This is a genomic window from Pseudomonas paracarnis, from assembly GCF_904063055.1.
Classification (GTDB): Bacteria; Pseudomonadota; Gammaproteobacteria; order Pseudomonadales; family Pseudomonadaceae; genus Aquipseudomonas; species Aquipseudomonas paracarnis.
The window spans coordinates 305,694-325,433 of record NZ_CAJFCN010000007.1 but is presented as its reverse complement, the minus strand read 5'-3'; the positions used below and the strand labels follow the sequence as shown (position 1 = coordinate 325,433).

Here is a 19,740-nt window from a genome sequence, read left to right as displayed (position 1 = left end):
AGGCGCGCATTCTACAGCAGCCTCATTTGCTGTCAAGTGGTTATTTCCAGAAGTTTTCGAAGATTTCTTCAACAACTTCAACCACTTGCGCTTGCGATCTCTCGTAAGCGGGAGGCGAATTCTACAGCGTTACACGCTGCTGTCAACACCTCTTTTTCAACTTCCTTTTGGCTTCGATGAACTGAAGCAACTTGCTGTCGAGAACTGCGTAACTCATTGTCTACCAAGGAGTTTTCCGTTTCGACTGCGCCGGAAGTGGGGCGAATTATAGGCTTCCAGAATCTGCCGTCAAGGCTTAATTACGCTTTTGTGGCAGAAGGCGCTTTTTTAGCAATAAGGCGAGGGATTCGACGCATTACCGGCGGCACCCGCATCAACAGAAGTAGCGCACCTATAGACGCGTAGATGGCCCACTCCTTCAGGTCCGCCCGCACTATCCATAGCATGTGCAGCAAACCGAGCCCAAGAATCACATAGACCAGACGATGCAGTTTCTTCCATCGACTCCCCAACCGACGCTGGCTATAGCGGTTCGACGTGACGGCCAAGATAAGGAGAGCAACAAACCCCAGCGCCCCCACAATGATGTAGGGCCGCTTGCTCAACTCTACACCGAGCTGCGACCAATCCAGCCCCAGGACAAACACACAATAGGCCGCCAGGTGCAGCACAACATAAGCAAAGCACCACAGCCCCAACTGTCGCCGCACCGCTATCCACCCCGCCCAACCGCTCAATTTCTGCAGCGGCGTCATAACAAGCGTGATCAGCAATAAAATGAGCGTCCCCAAACCCAGGCGATCAACGAGCACCTTGCCTGGATCAGGCCCCAGCGCAGAGCTCCACGCTTCATACAGCCAGAGCAATGGCCACACTGCTGCGGCTACAAACACGCCGATGCGCCAGATGGGGTAGCGCATCAGTAGTTCTTCCGCAGATCGAGGCCTGTATATAAAGAAGCGACCTCATCCGAATAGCCATTGAACATCTGCGTCTGGCGCACATTCGGGCTGAACAGGCCGCTCGGCAGGCGGCGCTCCCGCGCCTGGGTCCAGCGCGGATGATCGACCGTAGGATTCACATTCGCATAAAACCCATACTCATCGGCAGCAATACTTTGCCAGGTCGTTTTCGGCTGCTCACTGACCAGACTGATACGTACGATGGACTTCACACTCTTGAAGCCATACTTCCACGGCACCACCAAGCGCAACGGCGCGCCGTTCTGGTTAGGCAACTCCCGCCCATACATGCCCACAGCGAGGATCGCCAAAGGATTCATCGCCTCATCCAGGCGCAGCCCTTCCACATAAGGCCAGTCGATCAAGCCGAAACTTGAGCGTTGCCCAGGCATGCTCTTGGGATCCTGGAGGGTTTCAAAACGGATGTACTTGGCTTTGGAGGTTGGCTCGACCTGCTTGAGCAACGCCGAGATGGGAAAGCCTATCCACGGAATCACCATGGACCATGCCTCGACGCAACGCAGACGGTAGATGCGCTCTTCCAGCGCATAGGGTTTCATGAAGTCCTCCAGGGCATAGCGCCCAGGTTTTGCGACTTCACCATCAATCACCACACTCCAGGGCTGCGTCTTGAGCGAGCCCGCATTCGTTGCCGGGTCGCCCTTGCCTGTCCCGAACTCATAGAAGTTGTTGTAGTGAGTTGCATCCTTGAATGGCGTGATGGCCTCATCTTTGACCGTCACCGATTGCCACTTCGTGTTCGGAAGTTTTTCCGTAAACCAGTTGGGCGCGCTGCCCGGCTCGACGTCGGCATACCGCGAAGCATCGCTCGCACTGGCCCAACGCGGCAAGCTGCTGGCGGCAATACCAGCAAGCGCACCACCGAGCAGGCTGCGGCGAGAGAGATAGAAGGATTCAGGCGTGACGTCCGATTCGTGACAATCGGACGCTTTGGGTAATTTGATTAACATGGTAACTCCGCAGCGTTGGAGAACTGATGCACCAATAGACTGCGGAGTATGGGGGAAATTACATTAAGACAATGTTTTGTCCCGACGCAGACGCAACAAGTACTGAATCGGCCCCGAAGCGGCGTAGGCCAGGAACGCCAGCAGCAGGATACGCGGTGGATCACTGAACACGACCGCGAACACCAGCACCACCACAAGGATGGCCACGAAAGGCACGCGCCCTTTGAGGTCAAATTCCTTGAAGCTGTTGTACTTGATGTTGCTGACCATCAGCATGCCGGCCGCTGCCACCATCAGGGCAACCAGGAACGACATCTTCGATCCCTGAATCCCGTAATCACTGAACGCCCAGACAATCCCCGCGACAACACCCGCCGCTGCCGGGCTGGCAAGGCCGATGAAGTAGCGCTTGTCGGCAGTCCCCACCTGGGTGTTGAAGCGCGCCAGGCGCAAAGCGGCACCCGCGACATAGATGAAGGCAACCATCCAGCCAACCTTGCCCATGTCACCCAATGCCCAGGCAAATGCCAGCAATGCGGGGGCAACACCGAAGGCGACCATGTCCGACAGCGAGTCGTACTCGGCGCCAAAAGCGCTTTGAGTATTGGTCATGCGCGCCACGCGACCATCCAGGCCGTCGAGCACCATGGCCACGAAAATTGCGATAGCAGCAAAGCCAAAGTATTTGCTGGCACTCGCCGCATCACCCGCCGCCAGCGCGCTCTGGGCACTCATGGAGTTGATGATGGAGTAGAAGCCGGCGAACAGGTTCGCCGTGGTGAACAGGTTGGGCAGCAGATAGATGCCACGATGCCGGACCTTGCGGCCTTCGGCGTCATGCCCTTCTTCGACATGTTCATCGATCGGCAGCATGCTTTCGGCGTCGGAAGCCTGGTTTGGCTCTTCGGGACGTTCGCTCATGGACTTTACCTTGCAACGGTGTGAAAAAATTCGACAGATACTTGCAGCGAGTGTTCGCCTGCAAACGATGCAGCTTTATACCAGAACCAACCCCTCAAACGAAAAAACGCGGCCTAAGCCGCGTTTTCCCTTGATGCGTACGACTTAGTTCTTGGCTTTGTCGACGATCTTGTTGGCACCGATCCACGGCATCATGGAGCGCAGTTGCTCGCCGATGACTTCGATACCGTGAGCGGCGTTGTTACGACGCTTGGCGGTCATCGAAGGGTAGCCGGTAGCGCCTTCGCTGATGAACATTTTGGCGTATTCGCCGTCCTGAATACGTTTCAGGGCGTTGCGCATGGCCTGGCGGGACTCGGCGTTGATCACTTCAGGGCCCGTCACGTACTCGCCGTATTCGGCGTTGTTGGAGATCGAGTAGTTCATGTTGGCGATGCCGCCTTCGTACATGAGGTCAACGATCAGCTTCAGTTCGTGCAGGCATTCGAAGTAGGCCATTTCCGGCGCGTAGCCAGCTTCAACCAGGGTTTCGAAACCGGCTTTTACCAGCTCAACGGTACCGCCGCACAGAACGGCTTGTTCGCCGAACAGGTCGGTTTCGGTCTCGTCCTTGAACGTGGTTTCGATGATGCCGGTACGACCGCCACCCACGCCAGCAGCGTAGGACAGTGCAACGTTCTTGGCGTTGCCCGACGCATCCTGGTAGATCGCGATCAGGTCGGGGATACCGCCGCCTTTGACGAACTCGGAACGCACGGTGTGGCCCGGTGCTTTCGGCGCGATCATGATCACGTCGAGGTCAGCACGCGGCACAACCTGGTTGTAGTGAATCGCGAAGCCGTGGGAGAAGGCCAGGGTAGCGCCCTTCTTGATGTTCGGCTCGATTTCGTTCTTGTACAGCGAGGACTGGAACTCGTCCGGGGTCAGAATCATGACCAGGTCGGCAGCCGCCACAGCAGAAGCAACGTCGGTCACTTTCAGGCCATGGGCTTCAGCCTTGGCTACGGTGGCCGAACCTTTGCGCAGGCCAACGGTGACGTCAACGCCGGAGTCTTTCAGGTTGCACGCTTGGGCGTGGCCCTGGGAACCGTAGCCGATGATGGCGACTTTCTTGCCCTGGATGATCGACAGGTCACAATCTTTATCGTAATAAACTTTCATGAGGTTCCTCTATATATCCAGGCCGTGAGGCCATTCGCTAATTTGGGTTAGATGCTGAGTACTTTGTCGCCACGGGCAATCCCGGTGACACCACTGCGTACGGTTTCCAGAATCGAGGCCGTCCCGATCGACTGGATGAAGCTGTCCAGCTTGTCGCTTGTACCGGTCAGTTGAACGGTATAAACGCTGGCGCTCACATCGACGATCTGCCCGCGATAAATATCGGTAGTGCGCTTGATCTCGGCACGTTGGGCACCCGTGGCCTTGACCTTGACCAGCATCAGTTCGCGCTCGATGTGGGCGCTTTCCGACAGGTCGACCAGCTTGACCACTTCGATCAGCTTGTTGAGGTTCTTGGTGATCTGCTCGATCACCTCATCGTGGCCCACAGTAGTCAACGTCAGGCGCGACAGGGTCGGGTCTTCGGTCGGGGCCACGGTCAGGCTTTCAATGTTGTAGTTGCGTTGCGAAAACAGGCCGACAACACGGGACAAGGCGCCGGGTTCGTTCTCCAGAAGCAGGGAGATAATATGCCGCATGATTAAGTACGCTCCGTCTTGTTCAGCCACATGTCGCGCATAGAGCCGTCTTTGATTTGCATCGGATAGACGTGCTCGCTGGTATCGACCTGAATATCGATGAACACCAGACGGTCCTTCATGGCAAACGCTTCTTCCATCTTCGGCTTCAGATCTTTCAAATCAGTGATGCGAATGCCGACGTGGCCATAGGCTTCAACCAACTTGATGAAGTCCGGCAACGATTCCATGTAGGAATGGGAGTGACGGCTACCGTAGCTCATGTCCTGCCATTGACGAACCATGCCGAGCACGCCGTTGTTCAAGCAGACGATCTTCACCGGAAGACCGTATTGCAGGCACGTCGACAGTTCCTGGATGTTCATCTGGATGCTGCCTTCGCCGGTGACGCAGGCAACGTCGGCATCCGGGAAGCTCAGTTTCACACCCATGGCCGCAGGGAAACCAAAGCCCATCGTGCCCAGGCCACCGGAGTTGATCCAGCGGTTAGGCTTGTCGAACTTGTAGTACTGCGCCGCGAACATCTGGTGCTGGCCCACGTCGGAGGTCACAAAGGCGTCGCCCTTGGTCACTTCGCACAGGGTTTCGATCACGGTTTGTGGCTTGATGATGCTGCCGTCACCCTTGTCATAAGGAAACAGACCGCGATCACCGCGCCATTCGTCGATCTGCTTCCACCAGCTGGCAACGGATTCCTTGTTCGGCGTTTCGCCGATGTCCTTGAGCGCAGCGACCATTTCGGTCAATACGCTCTCTACAGGACCCACGATTGGCACATCGGCCTTGATGGTCTTGGAGATGGACGCAGGGTCGATGTCGATGTGGATGATCTTGGCATTCGGGCAGAATTTGCTCGCGCCGTTGATCACTCGGTCATCGAACCGCGCGCCCACGGCCAGGATCACATCGGCGTGGTGCATGGTGAGGTTGGCGGTGTAGCTGCCGTGCATACCGAGCATGCCGACGAACTGACGGTCCGAACCCGGGAATGCGCCGAGGCCCATCAGGGTGTTGGTCACCGGCAGGTTGAGCAACTTGGCCAGTTCGGTCAACGGAGCGGAACCGCCGCCCAGAATCACGCCACCGCCGGAGTACAACACGGGGCGCTTGGCCGCCAGGAGCATTTCTGCCGCCTTGCGGATTTGCCCCGAGTGCCCGCGGACGGCCGGGCTGTAGGAACGCAGCTTGGCTTTCTTGGGAAAAACATATTCGAATTTTTCGGCCGGGTTGGTCATGTCTTTCGGGATATCAACCACCACAGGGCCCGGGCGACCGGACTGGGCGAGGTAGAACGCCTTTTTCATGACTTCCGGGATTTCCGACGCGTGCTTGATCATGAAGCTGTGTTTCACGATCGGGCGGGAAATACCGATCATGTCGGTTTCCTGGAAAGCGTCGGTACCGACCATGGTGCTAGGCACCTGGCCAGAGATGATCACCATCGGGATGGAGTCCATATACGCAGTCGCGATGCCGGTAATGGCATTGGTTGCGCCTGGGCCGGACGTTACCAGTACCACGCCGGCTTTACCGGTGGCACGGGCGTAACCGTCAGCCATATGGGTCGCGGCCTGTTCGTGGCGAACCAGGATGTGGGTAACAGCCGGTTCCTTGAACAGTGCGTCGTAGACATGCAGCAGAGCACCACCTGGGTACCCGTAGATATAGTCGACGCCTTCGTCACGCAAAAAGCGGACGAGCATCTCACCGCCAGATAAAAGCTCCACGTTGTTCACCTCTAAAACGCCAGAATACCGTCCGTTAAAAAACCGACGGGTCTTAATAGGTTTACTTCTCAACAGAGCATGAGCGACGGTGGTCGCCGACTACGTCAGCACTGACTGAGCAAGTATTGGGATCGTCCCAAGTGTTGCGGGCTTTTCCCACCCAGCGCGAGGTAACGCGTTGCGGGTGTTACAGGTCGGCGCGGATGTGCGCCTCATGATCTGCTGAGCGGGCCTGCTTCTGGCAGTCCCGATACAGCGGACTTTGGATTCTTCTGTTTCACGCCCTTCAAGTCAAGCAATAATTGCGCTTTTTTCCAACTAAGCGCATGAGAACGTAGAAGAAAGGGCTTTGAGGAGGGATAAAACTCGCCTGAATGTCGTCAAGCGGTAGAAATGTGCGCAAGACTGCCGGAAAAACCGGCAGTCAGGCAATTAACGAGCGTCGACGATCAATTGATCGAACTTTTTCAGCGCGTTACGCAAGCCGAGGCTCTCCCGCGGCCGGTCGGCGTAGACCATCTCGGCCATTTCCAGGATCCCCGACGCATTCGGCAAGGGCAGGTCCTGTTCCAGGATCTGCTTCATACGCGCAAGGAAGATCCACTGCAGCCACTGGTGGAAGTCCAGGGTATCGACGGAAAAGGGCTCGACACTGCTGAGCGCTTCAGCACTGGGGGAGACTTCATCCCACCAGCCCTGAACGCGCAGTTCGCGCTCGATCAGCAATAACTGCTCGGCAATCGCGGGAAAACGCGCATCCATCAGAGGCTGACCTTGGCTTTTTGCCGTGCCTGCGCAGCACCCGCTGCATCGCCTTGGGCTGCACGCGCATCCCCGATCAAGGCCCACAGGCTGGCTTGCAGGTCTGGGCGCCCATTGGCCAGGCTCAGGCCACGGCGAGCGAACTGCTCCGCCTGGGGCGCATCGCCCTGGGCCATGCGCACCTGGGCCAGACGATAGAGCACTTGTGGCTCACGCGGCGCCACGCGCTGGGCACGTTCAAGGCTCGACGAGGCGCCATTCAAATCGCCACCCGCCTGCTGCTGCTGTGCGGTTGTGAGCAACGCCAGCACCGGGCCATCGAGTTGTTCGTCAGCCGACAACCCGCCCGCATTGGACGATGACGGAATACCGCTCGGCGTAGAAGGCATGTAGTAGGTGCCCTGGTTGACCGGCGCGGTTTGAATCGGCGTGGAGTTCACCGGCCCGGAAGTGCTCGGGCCTGGGGTCCATGGTTCGGCACTGATAGGCGCCGAGGTTGCAGCCCCACTGCCGGGCACCATCACCACGACGCCGGAATCCTGGGGAATTGCCTGGGTTGCAGCTTGGGCAGGCCGTTTGACTACGGTCTGACGGAAGCCACCATTGGCCGAAATGCGGTCGTTATTGGAGACGGACGTGCTTGAGTCCACCACAGGGATAGAGCCGCGCTGCACGCTGGAGCAACCGCCGAGCAAAGCCAGAGCCGTAATGGCTGGAATCCACAACTTGTTCACTTGAAACCCTCTTTGCTTAATTCATCCAGCCCTTGACCCAATCCATCACCGAATCCGCGTCAGCAGGGGCACTGCCACTGCACGCGGCGCCGGGTGGTGGTTCGCTGCCGCGAATATACGGCATCTGCACCGCGCCCGGACAGTTGGCATCGGAGCCTTGGCCGGTGTGCGGATCAATCCAGGCCTGCACGATATTGTCCGGCTGCGGCATGTTGAGCGGCAACGGGTCAGCCTTGCGCATGAAACTGGTCCATACCTGCAGCGCGCCGGTGGCACCGGTGAACGGCGTCTTGCCATTGTCGTCGCGCCCCAGCCATACCACGGCCAATACATCCTGGCCGAAACCTGCGAACCAGCTGTCGCGGGAGTCGTTACTGGTACCGGTCTTGCCCGCCAGGGTCAGGTTCGACGGCAGCACGCTGTAGACCGAACGCCCCGTACCCTCGCGCATCACGCGCTGCATGGCGTTCTGGATCAGGTAGATGGAGCCGGCGTCGAAGCGCTGCTGAATCTGGAACGGGTAGCGCTTGAGCGGTTCGCCATCGGCGGTCAGCACACTGCGAATACCGCGCATCGGCGTATTGAAGCCACCATTGGCCAGGGTCTGGTACATGGTGGTCACTTCCATCGGCGTCATGGCCGCAGCGCCCAGAAGCATGGACGGGAACGCCGGGAACTCACGTTCGATCCCTAGTCGCGCCAGGGTCTTCAGCACATTCGGCACACCGACTTCAAGCCCCAGGCGCGAGGTCGAGATGTTGTAGGAATGCGCCAATCCTTGATACAGGAACACCGTGCCATGAGAGCGGCGGTCGAAGTTCTTGGGCGTCCATACCTGGCCATCCGCACCTTTGATCGACAGCGGGTCATCGGACAGCCAACTGGTCAGCGTGTACTTGCTGGGTTTTTCCAGTGCCGTGAGATAGACCGCGGGCTTGACCAGCGAGCCAATCGGCCGCACGGCATCCAGTGCGCGGTTAAAGCCTGCAAAACTGGCCTGGCGGCTGCCGATCATGGCCTGGACCTCGCCGGTTTCCGGGTTGGTCACGACCATGGCGGCTTCGACTTCATCCGAGCCTTTACGGCCAGTCAGGCGCTTGAAGGTGTCGTTGACCGATGCTTCGGCCTTCATCTGCAGGATGGGGTCGAAGCTGGTGAAGATCCGCAGCCCCTCTTCGGTCAAGTCTTCGTCGCGGTAGTCTTCGCGCAGTTGGCGCTTGACCAGGTCGATAAAGCCCGGGAACGAGCTATCCGCCAGCTTGCCGCGGGTTGTCACACCCAGTGGCATTTTTTTCGCAGCAGCCACTTGTTCAGCGGTGGCCACACCCTGCTGCTCCAGTACATCGAGCACCAGGTTGCGACGTTCAAGCGCACGCTCCGGGTTGCGGCGCGGGTTGTAATAGGACGGCCCCTTGACCATCCCCACCAGCAACGCAACCTGATGCAATTTCAATTCGGACAACGGCTGCCCGAAGAAGAACTGGCTGGCCAGGCCAAAACCGTGCACGGCGCGCTGGCCATCCTGCCCGACGAATACCTCGTTGAGGTAAGCCTCGAGGATTTCCTGCTTGCTGTAATGCAGCTCCAGCAACATCGCCATCATGGCTTCGGTGAGTTTACGGGTCAGGCTGCGCTCGTTGGTCAGGTAGAAGTTCTTGACCAGTTGCTGCGTCAGCGTACTGCCGCCCTGAGTCATCTTGCCGCCGGAAGTGTTGACCCAGATAGCGCGGGCAATCGACTTCGGAGAAACACCCCAGTGGCTATAGAAATCGCGGTCTTCGACAGCGACCAGGGTTTCCAGCAGATACGGCGGTACCTGATCGAGCTTGATCAGGATGCGATCTTCAAGGTTCTTCGGGTAAATACCGCCGATCAGCAACGGTTCAAGACGCACCACCGGCAGCTTGGAGCCATTGAGCGAGGACAGCTCAGCCACATAATCGCCAGAGAAACGCACGCGCACCGGCTGGGCTTTTTCCAGGCCTTCGTAGAACTGGAAGCCACGGGTGTTCAGGTCGACGGTATTACCGCTGACCGCCGCAGCGCCAGGGCCATTGCTCACGGGTTCGCGGCGGTAGCCCAGCGCATCGAGCTCGGTAAGGAAGTCTTCCTTGCTCAGCTTCTGACCAGAGAACAGCTCCAGCGGGCGTGCATACACCTTGGCCGGAATCGTCCAGCGCTTGCCGGAGAATTTTTCCTGCACCACGGCATCGAGGTACACCGCAAGGCCGGCGACCGCCACAAGGCCCACCAGGCCAAGCTTGATCACCCAGCCCAGCCAAGGGCGCGGGCCGCGGGAAGGAGGTTTTTTACGGGAACGGGGAGATCGGGTTCGAGTCATGGCGGCGGATTATACGCACTTTATTGATGATCAACATGAGCCGGACAGCGGTTTGCACGACTGGCATCAGCAGCCATAATGCCCCCCATGATTTTCCCCCGACTTTGAAGGATCGCCCGTGAGCCAGACCCTGATCGCTGCCCTGCAAAACCCGGCCTTGTACCCTCATCCGGTTGACGCGTTTCAAGTCATCGAGACCCATATTTCCTGGGTGATACTGACGGGCCCCTATGCATATAAGCTGAAGAAACCGATGAACTTCGGCTTCCTGGACTTCACCAATCTGGACGACCGCGGGCATTTCTGCCGCGAGGAACTGCGCCTCAACCAGCGCCTGACCGAAGATTTGTATCTTGAAGTGTTGCCGATTACCGGCACTGCCGAGGCGCCGCAACTGGGTGGCGACGGCCCAGCCATCGAGTACGCGCTGAAAATGCGCCAGTTCCCGCAAAGCCAGATGCTCAGCACCCTGCAAGCCAACGGCGAACTGACCAGCGCGCACATCGATGAGATGGCCAAGCAGATTGCGCAATTCCACCTCAGCGCCCCCAAAGTCCCGCAAGATCACCCCGCCGGCACGCCGGAAGAGGTGATGGCTCCGGTACGCCAGAACTTCGACCAAATCCGCCCATTCCTCAGCGACAAGGCCGACCTGACTCAGCTGGAGGCTCTGCAAGCCTGGGCTGAAAGCAGCTTCGAACGCCTCAAGCCTCTGCTTGCGCAGCGCAAGCTCGACGGTTATACCCGTGAATGCCACGGCGATATCCATCTGGGCAACGCCACGCTGATCGATGGCCGCGTGGTGATCTTCGACTGCATTGAGTTCAACGAGCCTTTCCGCTTTACCGACGTGTACGCCGACACCGCTTTTTTGGCGATGGACCTGGAAGATCGCGGCCTGAAATGCCTGGCACGGCGCTTCATAAGCCAGTATTTGGAGCTGACCGGCGACTACCAGGGCCTGGAGCTTCTGAACTTCTATAAAGCCTACCGTGCATTGGTACGCGCCAAGGTTGCGCTGTTCAGCATGCCCAGCGAAGCCAACCCGGTGCAACGCGCTACCACCCTGCGCCAGTACCGCAACTACGCCAACCTGGCGGAAAGCTACAGCACTATCCCTTCGCGCTTCCTGGCAATCACCCATGGCGTTTCAGCCGTGGGCAAGAGCCACGTGGCCATGCGCCTGGTCGAAGCCCTGGGCGCGGTACGCCTGCGTTCGGACGTAGAGCGCAAGCGCCTGTTTGGCGAACAACAGGTAGAGAACACCCTGCAGGCCGGTATCTACAATCAGGACGCCAGCGCTGCCACCTACGCACGCCTGAACGAGATTGCCGACACCGTGCTGCGCGCCGGCTACCCGGTGGTGCTGGACGCCACGTTCTTGAAACGCGCGCAGCGTGACGCCGCCGCCCAGGTTGCCGAAGCCACTGGCGCGCCGTTCCTGATCCTCGACTGCAACGCCCCGCAAGCCGTTATCACCAGTTGGCTGGCACAACGCCAGGCGGATAAAAACGATCCGTCTGACGCCACCCTGGCCGTTATCGAAGAGCAACAAGCCAGTCGTGACCCGCTGACTACCGAGGAGCTGCTGCTCAGCAAGCGTGTGGAGACCAATGAAAGCGGGACGCTCGACGCGTTGGTCGGGCATATCCGTCAACACCTGCCGGGCCTGTAAGAAATATTTCTTGGTCGCGTCGTCGTCTTCGGCGCGCGACCCAGCGATAGTGGCACTATACTGGCTCCATAACGCCAGCCAGAGTCGCGATCATGAGTCAGCCAAAGCTTCTTGATACCCCGCTCTACGCCCTCCTGCACAAGGACGACATCCGCGGCTTCAACCAGGAGCGCCCTGAAAATGGCCCCATCGACATGCGCGGTGGCGACTTTCGAGGGCTGGACCTGCGCGACCTGAACGCCACCGGTATTGACTTCACCGACGCCTATTTTCGCTCTGCCGACCTGCGCGGCCTGGACTTGCGTGGCTGCTCACTGGAAGGCGCCAGCCTGGCCCATGCGCAGATATCGGGGGCTTATTTCCCGCCCGAACTCACGGCTGACGAAATACTCATGTCGGTCAATTTCGGTACTCGCCTGCGCTACCGCACCAAGTAACGCCACACACCGAGTTCCTGCCACATCCCCTGCCTGCCGGGCACTTTGCGCCTGCCTGCGAGTAAGCGCCGTCGCGCCATTCTTATAAGCTTTTCAGCCCTTCCTGACCAAAGAACCACGCTTTTCCTACTGAGCGCTACACTCATTTTCAGGCTGCCTGGTCACGACACCCACCGCACCATTCGGCCAACGCAAGGAGGCTTGATGAACGATGAGCTGCAACACCTGAAAAACCTTGGCAAGACGTCAGCGCAGTGGCTGCATGCGGTGGGCATCCACAGCGCGTCCGACTTGCGTCGGCTGGGGGCGGTCGATGCCTACCGAGCCGTGCGCACGCGCGGGTTTCGAGCCTCGAAGGTTCTGCTGTATGCGATTGAAGGGGCATTGATGGATGTGCACTGGAACGACATACCCACGGAGCGCAAGGAGGCCTTGAACCGTCAGCTTGAAGCGATCTCAGTGCATCAGAAGAACTAGAGTGGCACTCAAACCCAGTGTTTACGGGCATTACAAACGAGCGTTTGAGAAAAATGGATGAAGCAGAAAAACAGATGTTGACTCTCAAATGAGAATCGTTATGATTATCACAACTGGTCGCGAGATCAGCCGATAACTGAAAGACCATTGGTTCGGACTCTCAGATTATCTCCTCATCAGGCTAATCACGGTTATTTGACCCGGCTCTTGCCGGGTCTTTTTTTGCCCGCGAATTAACCGGCCTCAGCGCGCAATGATCAACGGATGCCCACGCTCCGGATGCGGCTGTACCAATACATCCAGACCGAATACAGCCTTGAGCGGCTCTGGTTGCAGGACGTTAGAGGGCGTATCCAGCGCGTGGGGGCGGCCGTTTTCCAGCAACAGGATCCGGTCGCAGTAACGCGCCGCCAGGTTCAAGTCATGCAGGATGACCAGCACCGCAGCGCCTCTGTCGGCAAAATGCCGGATAGCTTGCAAGGTGGTGTGTTGGTGCAGAGGGTCGAGCATCGATGTGGGCTCATCCAGCAACAACGTCTGCCCTGCCTCACCCGGCCATAACTGCGCCAATACCCGTGCCAGGTGCACACGCTGCCGCTCGCCGCCCGACAAGGCTAGGTAACTGCGGCCACTCAGGTGGCCTACATCAGCAGCCTGCAGCGCGGCGTTGATGATTTCGTCGTCGCGCACTCGCCCGGTCTGATGAGGCAAGCGGCCCATGCCCACCACCTCTTCGACACGAAAGGCAAAGTCCAGGGTGGAGGATTGTGGCAGCACCGCCAGGCGCTGGGCACGCTGCACACCTGTCATGTGCTTGAGCGCCTGCTGATCCAGCCACACCTTGCCCTGATCCGGCTGCAACTCCCCGCACAGCGCTCCAAGCAAGGTACTTTTGCCGGCGCCATTGGGGCCCAGAACGCCCAGCACTTCGCCCGGCAATAGGTCCAAGGTGATATCGGCGAGCACGGTCTTACCACCGCGCCGGATCTGCAACGCTTCTACCCGCAACATCAGGCGCGCCCTCGTAACAATAAATAGAGGAAAAACGGCGCACCGATAAACGCGGTGACAATACCGATCGGCAGTTCCGCCGGCGCTAACGCCAGGCGCGCCACCAGGTCCGCAAACAGCAGCAGGCTCGCACCCGCCAACACCGAGGCCGGTAACAACACCCGATGATCCGGCCCAGCCAGCAGCCGCACCAGATGCGGTACCACCAACCCGACAAAACCAATCATGCCCGCCGCTGCCACTGCGGCGCCAACGCCCAAGGCCGTGCAGAACACCAACTCGCGCTTGAGCCCCTCGACATCAACACCCAGATGCTTGGCCTCGGACTCACCCAGCAACAGCGCGTTCAGCGCCTTGGCCCGGCGCGGCAACCATAGCGCCACGCCCGCACTCACCAGCAACAAGGGCCACAACCGCGAATAACTTGCACCATTGAGGCTGCCCAGGTTCCAGAACGTCAGGGTGCGCAAGGTGGCATCGTCTGCCAGATAGGTAAACAGGCCCACGGTCGAACTGGCCAGGGCCGTCAGCGCAATACCGGCAAGCAACATCGTCGCGACATTGGTCTGGCCATTGCGACGCCCCAGGCGATAGACCAGTGCCGTGACGCCCAGGCCACCGAGGAAGGCGCACAGCGACAACAGGTACGGCCCGAAAGCATCCGGCAGCCCGCCAAATAGCGAGCCACCGACAATCGCCACCGCCGCTCCCAGCGCTGCCCCGCTGGACACGCCGACCAAGCCAGGATCGGCCAGCGGGTTGCGGAACAACCCCTGCATCGCCACGCCCGACAATGCCAGCACACCGCCGACCGCCAGCCCCAACAGGGTCCGCGGCAGGCGAATCTGCCCCAGGATCAACTCGGCCTGCTCCAACCCCTGGGCCTCTATCGGTACGCCCATCAGTTTTAGCGCAGCCCTGAGCGTGTCCACTAACGGCAGGCTGACCGGCCCCAGTGCCAATGAAAGCCAGATCGCCAATACACACAGCAGCGACAGCCCAATAAACAGCGTTTTTGGCTTAACCAGAGTGGTCATGGAGCAGGCTTAGGCTGGGACGGATAAAAACCGGCAGACAGTTTCTCCAGGCTTTGCGGCAATCGGGGCCCAAGGCCACCTACCAGCAAGGTCGGATCCAGCTCAAAGACGCGGCCGTTCTTGGCTGCCGGCGTAGAGGCAAGGATCGGATTTTCCTTGAACAAGGCAGCACGTGCCGCGTCACCGGTCAGGGCGCGATCGGCAAACACCAGCACCTCAGGGCTCAACCCCGCCAGCGACTCGACGGAAAACGGTTTATAGCCGGTGTGCGTGGCCAGATTACGCCCTCCAGCCTGCTGCAACATCCAATCAGCGGCCGTGTCCTTGCCCGCGATCAGCGGCTTGCCACCGGCATGGCCGAGCAGCAACAGCACGCCTGGAGCTTTTTGCGTGGCCTGGGCCTTGACCACCCAATTTTTTTGCTGTGCCAGCGCCTGCTCATACCCGGCAAACAGGGCATCAGCCTGGGCCTCACTGCCGAGCAGTTTCCCCAAGTGTTCGAGGTTGCCTTTGAGCGTGGGCAAATCCGGCTGGGCCGAGAACATATCCACCTGCACCCCGGCACTGCGAATCTGTGCCAGCACCGGCGGTGGTCCCATTTCCTCCGTGCCCACAAGGATTTGCGGGCGCAGGCTGAGAATGCCTTCGGCTGACAACTGTCGCTGATAACCAATGCTTGGCAAGGCCTTGAGCGAGGCGGGATGCTGACTGGTGGTATCCACTCCCACCAACTTCGATTCACCGCCCAGAGCCGTCACCCACTCCGACAGCGCCCCGCCAGCACTGACCCAGCGTTGCGGCAGTTCAGAGGCGTGCACCCCAGGGTTGACCAGCAGTGAAGCAACAAGCGCAATAGCGCTGGTACTCAGGCGCATAACAGGGTTTCCTTCCTAGGGCAGGGCCACTCAAGCACTCATTGATGTGACAGATAACCCCTGCCAGGCATCGTATTGAGCACCCAGTCAGCTGACGGGCGAAGCAGGCATTTGATAATTGTTTGCATTTGAACGTCAAGGCACTTAAGGATTGAAATGAAGTTTCTCTGCGCCTCAGGCGACCTCACCCCCAACAGCAGCCGCGGTTTTGATATCGATGGCCACAGGCTGTTGGCGGTGCGTCGGGACGGCACTGCGTACTTCTATCTCAACCGCTGCCCCCATCGTGGGATCCCACTGGAATGGCAACCTGATCGCTTCCTCGACGACAGCGCCAGCCTGATCCAATGCGCCACCCATGGCGCGTTGTTCCTGATTGAAAGCGGCGAGTGCATCGCCGGGCCCTGCGCAGGCCAACACCTCACTGCCCTGCCCGGTCGCGAAGACGAACAGGGATTGTGGGTCGATCTCTAGTCGCCCAGCAGCACCTTCAACCGACGCTCGACGTAAATCTCCTGCGGCGTGACCCGTACGCCGTAGGCGAGCACCTCCACACCTGCAGCCTTGGCCTCACGTAGCGCCGCCGCATAACCGGCGTCGATTTCCACAGCCGGGCGCACCGCGTCGATCCCCGACAGGTTCACGCAATACAACTGCACCGCCCGTATACCGTCGCGCGCCAGGTGGGCCAGCTCACGCAAGTGCTTGGCACCGCGCTGCGTCACCGCATCGGGGAAAGCCGCCACTGAGCTGCCATCAAAGCCCAGGGTGACGCTTTTGACCTCGACAAACGCAGCGCCCTGGGGGTAATCCAGGCGAAAGTCGATGCGGCTTTTCTCCTGGCCATAAGGCACCTCACGCTTCAACGCGGTAAAGCCGTTGAGTTCAGTGATTACACCGGCCAGCAGGGCTTCTTCCACCAATTGATTGGCACGCGCGGTGTTGACGCACGCCAGCCGGCCCTGGGGCGTTTCGGCAATTTCCCACGTGCCCGGCAGCTTGCGCTTGGGATCCGTAGAACGGCTGAACCAGACCTGGCCACCTTCGACCATGCAGTTGAGCATCGAACCGGTGTTAGGGCAGTGAATGGTGAGCAACTCGCCGGTAACGGTTTCGATATCGGTGAGAAAGCGCTTGTAGCGGCGGATCAGCCGCCCTTCTTCAAGAGGAGGATTAAAACGCATCAGCCTTGCCAACTCCGCAAACCACGGGCAATCCGCTCCACCGCTTCTTGCAGCCGATCAAGGTTTTGCGTGTAGGCAAAACGCACATGGTGCCCCGCCTGGTAGCGACCGAAATCCAACCCGGGCGTAAAGGCCACATGTTCGGTTTCGAGGAAATGCCGGCAAAACGCGAAGGCATCGCCGCCGAACGCGCTGATATCGGCATACAGATAAAAAGCACCTTCGGGCTCCACGGCGATACCGAACCCCAGCTCACGCAGGGCCGGCAGCAGGAAGTCACGGCGGCGGCCAAATTCGGCACGGCGCTGCTCCAGAATCTCCAGGGTTTGCGGGGTGAAACAGGCTAACGCGGCATGCTGAGCCATGCTTGGCGCACTGATGTAGAGGTTCTGCGCCAATTTCTCCAGTTCACCCACCGCTTCAGGGGGCGCCACCAGCCAACCGAGGCGCCAGCCGGTCATGCCGAAATACTTCGAAAAACTATTCAGAACAAAGGCGTCATCATCGACTTCCAGCACGCTGGCCGCGTCGGTGCCGTAGGTGAGGCCGTGATAAATCTCGTCGACCACCAAATGACCGTTGCGCGCCTTGATGGCGCCCGACAGCCCAGCCAGCTCGTCCCGGGTGAGGATCGTGCCGGTGGGGTTGGCGGGCGATGCCACCAGTGCGCCGACACTGTCCTGGTCCCAATGCCTGGCCACCAGATCGGCGGTCAACTGGTAGCGTACGTCTGGGCCGACCGGCACCAACTGCGCCGCGCCTTCCACAAGGCGCAGGAAGTGTCGGTTGCAGGGGTAGCCTGGGTCCGCCAGCAGCCAATGTTTACCCGGATCCACCAGCAAACTGCTGGCCAGCAACAATGCGCCGGAGCCACCGGGGGTGATCAGAATGCGTTGCGGGTCGATGCTCAAACCGTAGCGTTGCTGGTAGAAACCACTGATGGCTTCGCGCAATTCGGGCAAGCCGCGGGCGGCGGTGTAGCGCGTCTTACCGTTTGCCAACGCGGCTTGGCCGGCCTGGATGATCGGCTCGGCGGTGGTGAAATCCGGCTCGCCGATTTCCAGGTGGATCACGTCGTGACCGGCGGCCTGCAGCTCATTGGCACGCGCCAGTAACGCCATGACATGAAAGGGTTCGATGGCGCGACTACGCGCACTGTAGGGCTGAGCCATTAGCCTTCCTTAGACGGTGAGGACAAAATCTGGATTCTACCGAACCCTCACGGTAAAACATGCTCTATTGCCTGATTGGGGCTGCAAGTGCACCCTGCGCACGCTCGTAAAACAGCTAAAATCAATATTCGAGGCGATACATACCCAGTCATGGCGGGCTGCTGCGGTTTGCAACCCCTTTGCCCTGGGCCTCGACAACCGGGAGTAGCGCACCCTGAATCTATCTGGTAAGTTCGCCCGCTTGCAGCCGCAGGGCCGGCAGGTGTCGGTGACGTTGCAATCCTGCGCAATGGATTAGAAGAGTGAGAGGCGGTCTATTCATGTCCACCCAAGCAAAGCAACAGCAGACTCAAGGCCTCGGCGGCTTCGAACCCTATGTCGAAAAAAAGGGCGAGGAGTACATGGGCGAGCCCATGCGCGAGCACTTCACCAAGATCCTCAACAAGTGGAAACAGGACTTGATGCAGGAAGTCGACCGTACGGTTGACCATATGAAGGATGAAGCGGCCAACTTCCCTGACCCGGCCGATCGTGCCAGCCAGGAAGAAGAGTTCGCCCTCGAACTGCGCGCCCGCGATCGCGAGCGCAAGTTGATCAAGAAGATCGACAAGACCCTGCAACTGATCAAAGACGAAGAATACGGCTGGTGCGAATCCTGCGGCGTCGAAATCGGTATTCGCCGACTGGAAGCCCGCCCAACCGCAGACCTGTGCGTAGACTGCAAGACCTTGGCTGAAATCAAGGAAAAACAGGTCGGCAAGTAACGTTGCCGAGTTGAACGAATGGAGCGTGCGAACGCTCCATTTTTGTTTCTGGCGTTTATCGGTTATGCAGTAGTATCCGGGCCATGACAGCCTCTACCTATATTGGGCGTTTCGCCCCCACACCCAGCGGCCATTTGCACTTCGGCTCCCTGGTTGCCGCCCTTGCCTCCTACCTCGATGCGCGCGCCCACCAGGGCCGTTGGTTGATGCGCATGGAAGACCTTGACCCTCCGCGTGAAGAGCCCGGCGCCCAGGCGGCGATTCTGCATGCGCTGGAAAGCTACGGCTTTGAATGGGATGGCGCACTGGTTCGCCAGAGCGAGCGGCATGATGCCTACGCCAAAGTACTGAACGATATGTTCAACCACGGCCTGGCCTACGCCTGCACCTGCTCGCGCAAGCAGTTGGAGCCCTACAACGGGGTTTACCCAGGCTTGTGCCGCAATGCCGGCCACGACCAGCAAGACGCCGCCATCCGCCTGCGCGTGCCCGAGCTGGAATACCACTTTACCGACCGTGTGCAGGGCGAGTTCCGGCAGCATCTGGGCCGCGATGCCGGCGACTTCATCATCCGTCGCCGCGACGGCCTCTACGCCTACCAACTGGCGGTGGTGCTCGACGACGCCTGGCAAGGGATAACCGATATCGTGCGCGGCGCCGACCTGCTCGACTCCACACCGCGCCAGCTGTACCTGCAAGAGCTGCTTGGCCTGCGCCAGCCACGTTACTTGCATGTACCGCTGATCGTGCAGCCAGACGGCAACAAGCTGGGCAAGTCCTACCGCTCTCCACCGTTGACAGCCGACCAGGCCACGCCTTTGCTGCTCAGAGCACTGCGCGCCCTTGGCCAACAGCCCGACGCGCAACTGCTGTACGCCAGCCCACGAGAACTGCTGGATTGGGGCATTGCACACTGGGACGCCACCCGCATCCCGCGCACGCTGACCCTGGCCGAAGCGCAATTGAGTTGAAGGCGCTTGCAGGTTGCCA

The 19,740-nt window shown here is 59.5% G+C and carries 21 protein-coding genes; 7 read left to right on the top strand and 14 right to left on the bottom strand.

All coding sequences use genetic code 11. The annotated features are described in order from the left end of the window. On the top strand, nucleotides 1–271 hold a 271-nt coding region (locus JMV15_RS28395), incomplete at its 5' end, for a hypothetical protein (RefSeq protein ID WP_235991958.1). Nucleotides 272–299: 28 nt separating this feature from the next. Here the strand turns inward: JMV15_RS28395 and msrQ are convergent. The 9 genes from msrQ to mrcB form a co-directional block, all read right to left on the bottom strand. Next, nucleotides 300–920, bottom strand: a complete 621-nt coding sequence (gene msrQ, locus JMV15_RS17585) for a protein-methionine-sulfoxide reductase heme-binding subunit MsrQ (protein WP_014719925.1) — start codon at nucleotides 918–920, stop codon at nucleotides 300–302. Further along, nucleotides 920–1,933, bottom strand: coding sequence for a protein-methionine-sulfoxide reductase catalytic subunit MsrP (msrP, locus tag JMV15_RS17580; protein WP_014719926.1), 1,014 nt, complete (start codon nucleotides 1,931–1,933; stop codon nucleotides 920–922). Before msrP ends, msrQ begins: the two co-directional genes overlap by 1 nt. 63 nt (nucleotides 1,934–1,996) lie before the next feature. Further along, the gene (gene pssA / locus JMV15_RS17575) at nucleotides 1,997–2,854 is read right to left on the bottom strand and encodes a CDP-diacylglycerol--serine O-phosphatidyltransferase (RefSeq protein WP_014719927.1); all 858 of its coding nucleotides are present in this window, start codon (nucleotides 2,852–2,854) and stop codon (nucleotides 1,997–1,999) included. A gap of 144 nt (nucleotides 2,855–2,998) precedes the next feature. Further along, a complete protein-coding gene (ilvC, locus tag JMV15_RS17570; protein WP_003194132.1) occupies nucleotides 2,999–4,015 on the bottom strand; it encodes a ketol-acid reductoisomerase in 1,017 nt (338 codons plus the stop codon). A 47-nt stretch (nucleotides 4,016–4,062) separates the two neighbouring features. Continuing rightward, nucleotides 4,063–4,554 (bottom strand): acetolactate synthase small subunit, encoded by a 492-nt coding sequence (gene ilvN / locus JMV15_RS17565; protein WP_003176102.1) that lies wholly within the window; start codon nucleotides 4,552–4,554, stop codon nucleotides 4,063–4,065. Between the two features lie 2 nt (nucleotides 4,555–4,556). Continuing rightward, nucleotides 4,557–6,281, bottom strand: a complete 1,725-nt coding sequence (locus tag JMV15_RS17560) for an acetolactate synthase 3 large subunit (RefSeq protein WP_014719928.1) — start codon at nucleotides 6,279–6,281, stop codon at nucleotides 4,557–4,559. A 432-nt stretch (nucleotides 6,282–6,713) separates the two neighbouring features. After that, nucleotides 6,714–7,043, bottom strand: coding sequence for a YqcC family protein (locus JMV15_RS17555; RefSeq protein WP_014719929.1), 330 nt, complete (start codon nucleotides 7,041–7,043; stop codon nucleotides 6,714–6,716). After that, nucleotides 7,043–7,777, bottom strand: a complete 735-nt coding sequence (locus JMV15_RS17550) for a tetratricopeptide repeat protein (protein ID WP_014719930.1) — start codon at nucleotides 7,775–7,777, stop codon at nucleotides 7,043–7,045. The genes JMV15_RS17555 and JMV15_RS17550 overlap by 1 nt, the downstream gene beginning before the upstream one ends. A gap of 16 nt (nucleotides 7,778–7,793) precedes the next feature. Next, complete coding sequence (mrcB, locus tag JMV15_RS17545; RefSeq protein ID WP_014719931.1) at nucleotides 7,794–10,118, bottom strand: penicillin-binding protein 1B; 2,325 nt, start codon at nucleotides 10,116–10,118, stop codon at nucleotides 7,794–7,796. Nucleotides 10,119–10,236: 118 nt separating this feature from the next. On the opposite strand from mrcB, the gene JMV15_RS17540 reads away from it, so the two are divergent. From JMV15_RS17540 to JMV15_RS17530, 3 genes are all read left to right on the top strand, one after another. Next, nucleotides 10,237–11,793 carry a bifunctional aminoglycoside phosphotransferase/ATP-binding protein gene (locus tag JMV15_RS17540; protein WP_014719932.1) on the top strand — a complete coding sequence of 519 codons (1,557 nt, stop codon included), beginning with the start codon at nucleotides 10,237–10,239 and terminating at the stop codon, nucleotides 11,791–11,793. 92 nt (nucleotides 11,794–11,885) lie between these two features. Beyond that, nucleotides 11,886–12,230 (top strand): pentapeptide repeat-containing protein, encoded by a 345-nt coding sequence (locus tag JMV15_RS17535; RefSeq protein ID WP_014719933.1) that lies wholly within the window; start codon nucleotides 11,886–11,888, stop codon nucleotides 12,228–12,230. A gap of 204 nt (nucleotides 12,231–12,434) precedes the next feature. Then, a complete protein-coding gene (locus JMV15_RS17530) occupies nucleotides 12,435–12,707 on the top strand; it encodes a TfoX/Sxy family protein (RefSeq protein WP_003194139.1) in 273 nt (90 codons plus the stop codon). 243 nt (nucleotides 12,708–12,950) lie between these two features. Here the strand turns inward: JMV15_RS17530 and JMV15_RS17525 are convergent, their stop codons facing one another. From JMV15_RS17525 to JMV15_RS17515, 3 genes are read right to left on the bottom strand one after another with little or no spacing between them, the layout of a single operon-like run. Beyond that, nucleotides 12,951–13,718 (bottom strand): heme ABC transporter ATP-binding protein, encoded by a 768-nt coding sequence (locus JMV15_RS17525; protein ID WP_014719935.1) that lies wholly within the window; start codon nucleotides 13,716–13,718, stop codon nucleotides 12,951–12,953. Then, on the bottom strand, nucleotides 13,718–14,755 hold the full coding sequence (locus tag JMV15_RS17520; protein ID WP_014719936.1) for a FecCD family ABC transporter permease: 1,038 nt from the start codon (nucleotides 14,753–14,755) through the stop codon (nucleotides 13,718–13,720). Before JMV15_RS17520 ends, JMV15_RS17525 begins: the two co-directional genes overlap by 1 nt. Beyond that, the gene (locus JMV15_RS17515) at nucleotides 14,752–15,630 is read right to left on the bottom strand and encodes a heme/hemin ABC transporter substrate-binding protein (protein WP_014719937.1); all 879 of its coding nucleotides are present in this window, start codon (nucleotides 15,628–15,630) and stop codon (nucleotides 14,752–14,754) included. The genes JMV15_RS17520 and JMV15_RS17515 overlap by 4 nt, the downstream gene beginning before the upstream one ends. A 156-nt stretch (nucleotides 15,631–15,786) precedes the next feature. Here JMV15_RS17515 and JMV15_RS17510 point away from each other — a divergent pair, with 156 nt between their 5' ends. Further along, nucleotides 15,787–16,104: a Rieske (2Fe-2S) protein gene (locus JMV15_RS17510; RefSeq protein WP_014719938.1), complete on the top strand. Its 318-nt coding sequence runs from the start codon at nucleotides 15,787–15,789 to the stop codon at nucleotides 16,102–16,104. Here the strand turns inward: JMV15_RS17510 and sfsA are convergent. Further along, a complete protein-coding gene (gene sfsA, locus JMV15_RS17505) occupies nucleotides 16,101–16,814 on the bottom strand; it encodes a DNA/RNA nuclease SfsA (protein ID WP_014719939.1) in 714 nt (237 codons plus the stop codon). The genes JMV15_RS17510 and sfsA overlap by 4 nt on opposite strands. Then, entirely contained in the window at nucleotides 16,814–17,986 is a 1,173-nt protein-coding gene (locus tag JMV15_RS17500) for a pyridoxal phosphate-dependent aminotransferase (RefSeq protein ID WP_014719940.1), read from the bottom strand. Before JMV15_RS17500 ends, sfsA begins: the two co-directional genes overlap by 1 nt. 320 nt (nucleotides 17,987–18,306) lie before the next feature. On the opposite strand from JMV15_RS17500, the gene dksA reads away from it, so the two are divergent. Together dksA and gluQRS are read left to right on the top strand one after the other, a co-directional pair. After that, on the top strand, nucleotides 18,307–18,750 hold the full coding sequence (dksA, locus tag JMV15_RS17495) for an RNA polymerase-binding protein DksA (RefSeq protein WP_003194150.1): 444 nt from the start codon (nucleotides 18,307–18,309) through the stop codon (nucleotides 18,748–18,750). 83 nt (nucleotides 18,751–18,833) lie between these two features. Beyond that, nucleotides 18,834–19,721, top strand: a complete 888-nt coding sequence (gluQRS, locus tag JMV15_RS17490) for a tRNA glutamyl-Q(34) synthetase GluQRS (RefSeq protein ID WP_014719941.1) — start codon at nucleotides 18,834–18,836, stop codon at nucleotides 19,719–19,721. Nucleotides 19,722–19,740: the final 19 nt, after the last annotated feature.

Excerpts from the sequence above, each read along its gene's own strand:
- msrQ (WP_014719925.1), bottom strand. The coding sequence starts at position 920 with ATGCGCTACCCCATCTGGCGCATCGGCGTGTTTGTAGCCGCAGCAGTG.
- msrP (WP_014719926.1), bottom strand. The coding sequence starts at position 1,933 with ATGTTAATCAAATTACCCAAAGCGTCCGATTGTCACGAATCGGACGTC.
- pssA (WP_014719927.1), bottom strand. The coding sequence starts at position 2,854 with ATGAGCGAACGTCCCGAAGAGCCAAACCAGGCTTCCGACGCCGAAAGC.
- ilvC (WP_003194132.1), bottom strand. The coding sequence starts at position 4,015 with ATGAAAGTTTATTACGATAAAGATTGTGACCTGTCGATCATCCAGGGC.
- ilvN (WP_003176102.1), bottom strand. The coding sequence starts at position 4,554 with ATGCGGCATATTATCTCCCTGCTTCTGGAGAACGAACCCGGCGCCTTG.
- JMV15_RS17555 (WP_014719929.1), bottom strand. The coding sequence starts at position 7,043 with ATGGATGCGCGTTTTCCCGCGATTGCCGAGCAGTTATTGCTGATCGAG.
- mrcB (WP_014719931.1), bottom strand. The coding sequence starts at position 10,118 with ATGACTCGAACCCGATCTCCCCGTTCCCGTAAAAAACCTCCTTCCCGC.
- JMV15_RS17535 (WP_014719933.1), top strand. The coding sequence starts at position 11,886 with ATGAGTCAGCCAAAGCTTCTTGATACCCCGCTCTACGCCCTCCTGCAC.
- JMV15_RS17530 (WP_003194139.1), top strand. The coding sequence starts at position 12,435 with ATGAACGATGAGCTGCAACACCTGAAAAACCTTGGCAAGACGTCAGCG.
- JMV15_RS17525 (WP_014719935.1), bottom strand. The coding sequence starts at position 13,718 with ATGTTGCGGGTAGAAGCGTTGCAGATCCGGCGCGGTGGTAAGACCGTG.
- JMV15_RS17520 (WP_014719936.1), bottom strand. The coding sequence starts at position 14,755 with ATGACCACTCTGGTTAAGCCAAAAACGCTGTTTATTGGGCTGTCGCTG.
- JMV15_RS17515 (WP_014719937.1), bottom strand. The coding sequence starts at position 15,630 with ATGCGCCTGAGTACCAGCGCTATTGCGCTTGTTGCTTCACTGCTGGTC.
- JMV15_RS17510 (WP_014719938.1), top strand. The coding sequence starts at position 15,787 with ATGAAGTTTCTCTGCGCCTCAGGCGACCTCACCCCCAACAGCAGCCGC.
- sfsA (WP_014719939.1), bottom strand. The coding sequence starts at position 16,814 with ATGCGTTTTAATCCTCCTCTTGAAGAAGGGCGGCTGATCCGCCGCTAC.
- JMV15_RS17500 (WP_014719940.1), bottom strand. The coding sequence starts at position 17,986 with ATGGCTCAGCCCTACAGTGCGCGTAGTCGCGCCATCGAACCCTTTCAT.
- dksA (WP_003194150.1), top strand. The coding sequence starts at position 18,307 with ATGTCCACCCAAGCAAAGCAACAGCAGACTCAAGGCCTCGGCGGCTTC.
- gluQRS (WP_014719941.1), top strand. The coding sequence starts at position 18,834 with ATGACAGCCTCTACCTATATTGGGCGTTTCGCCCCCACACCCAGCGGC.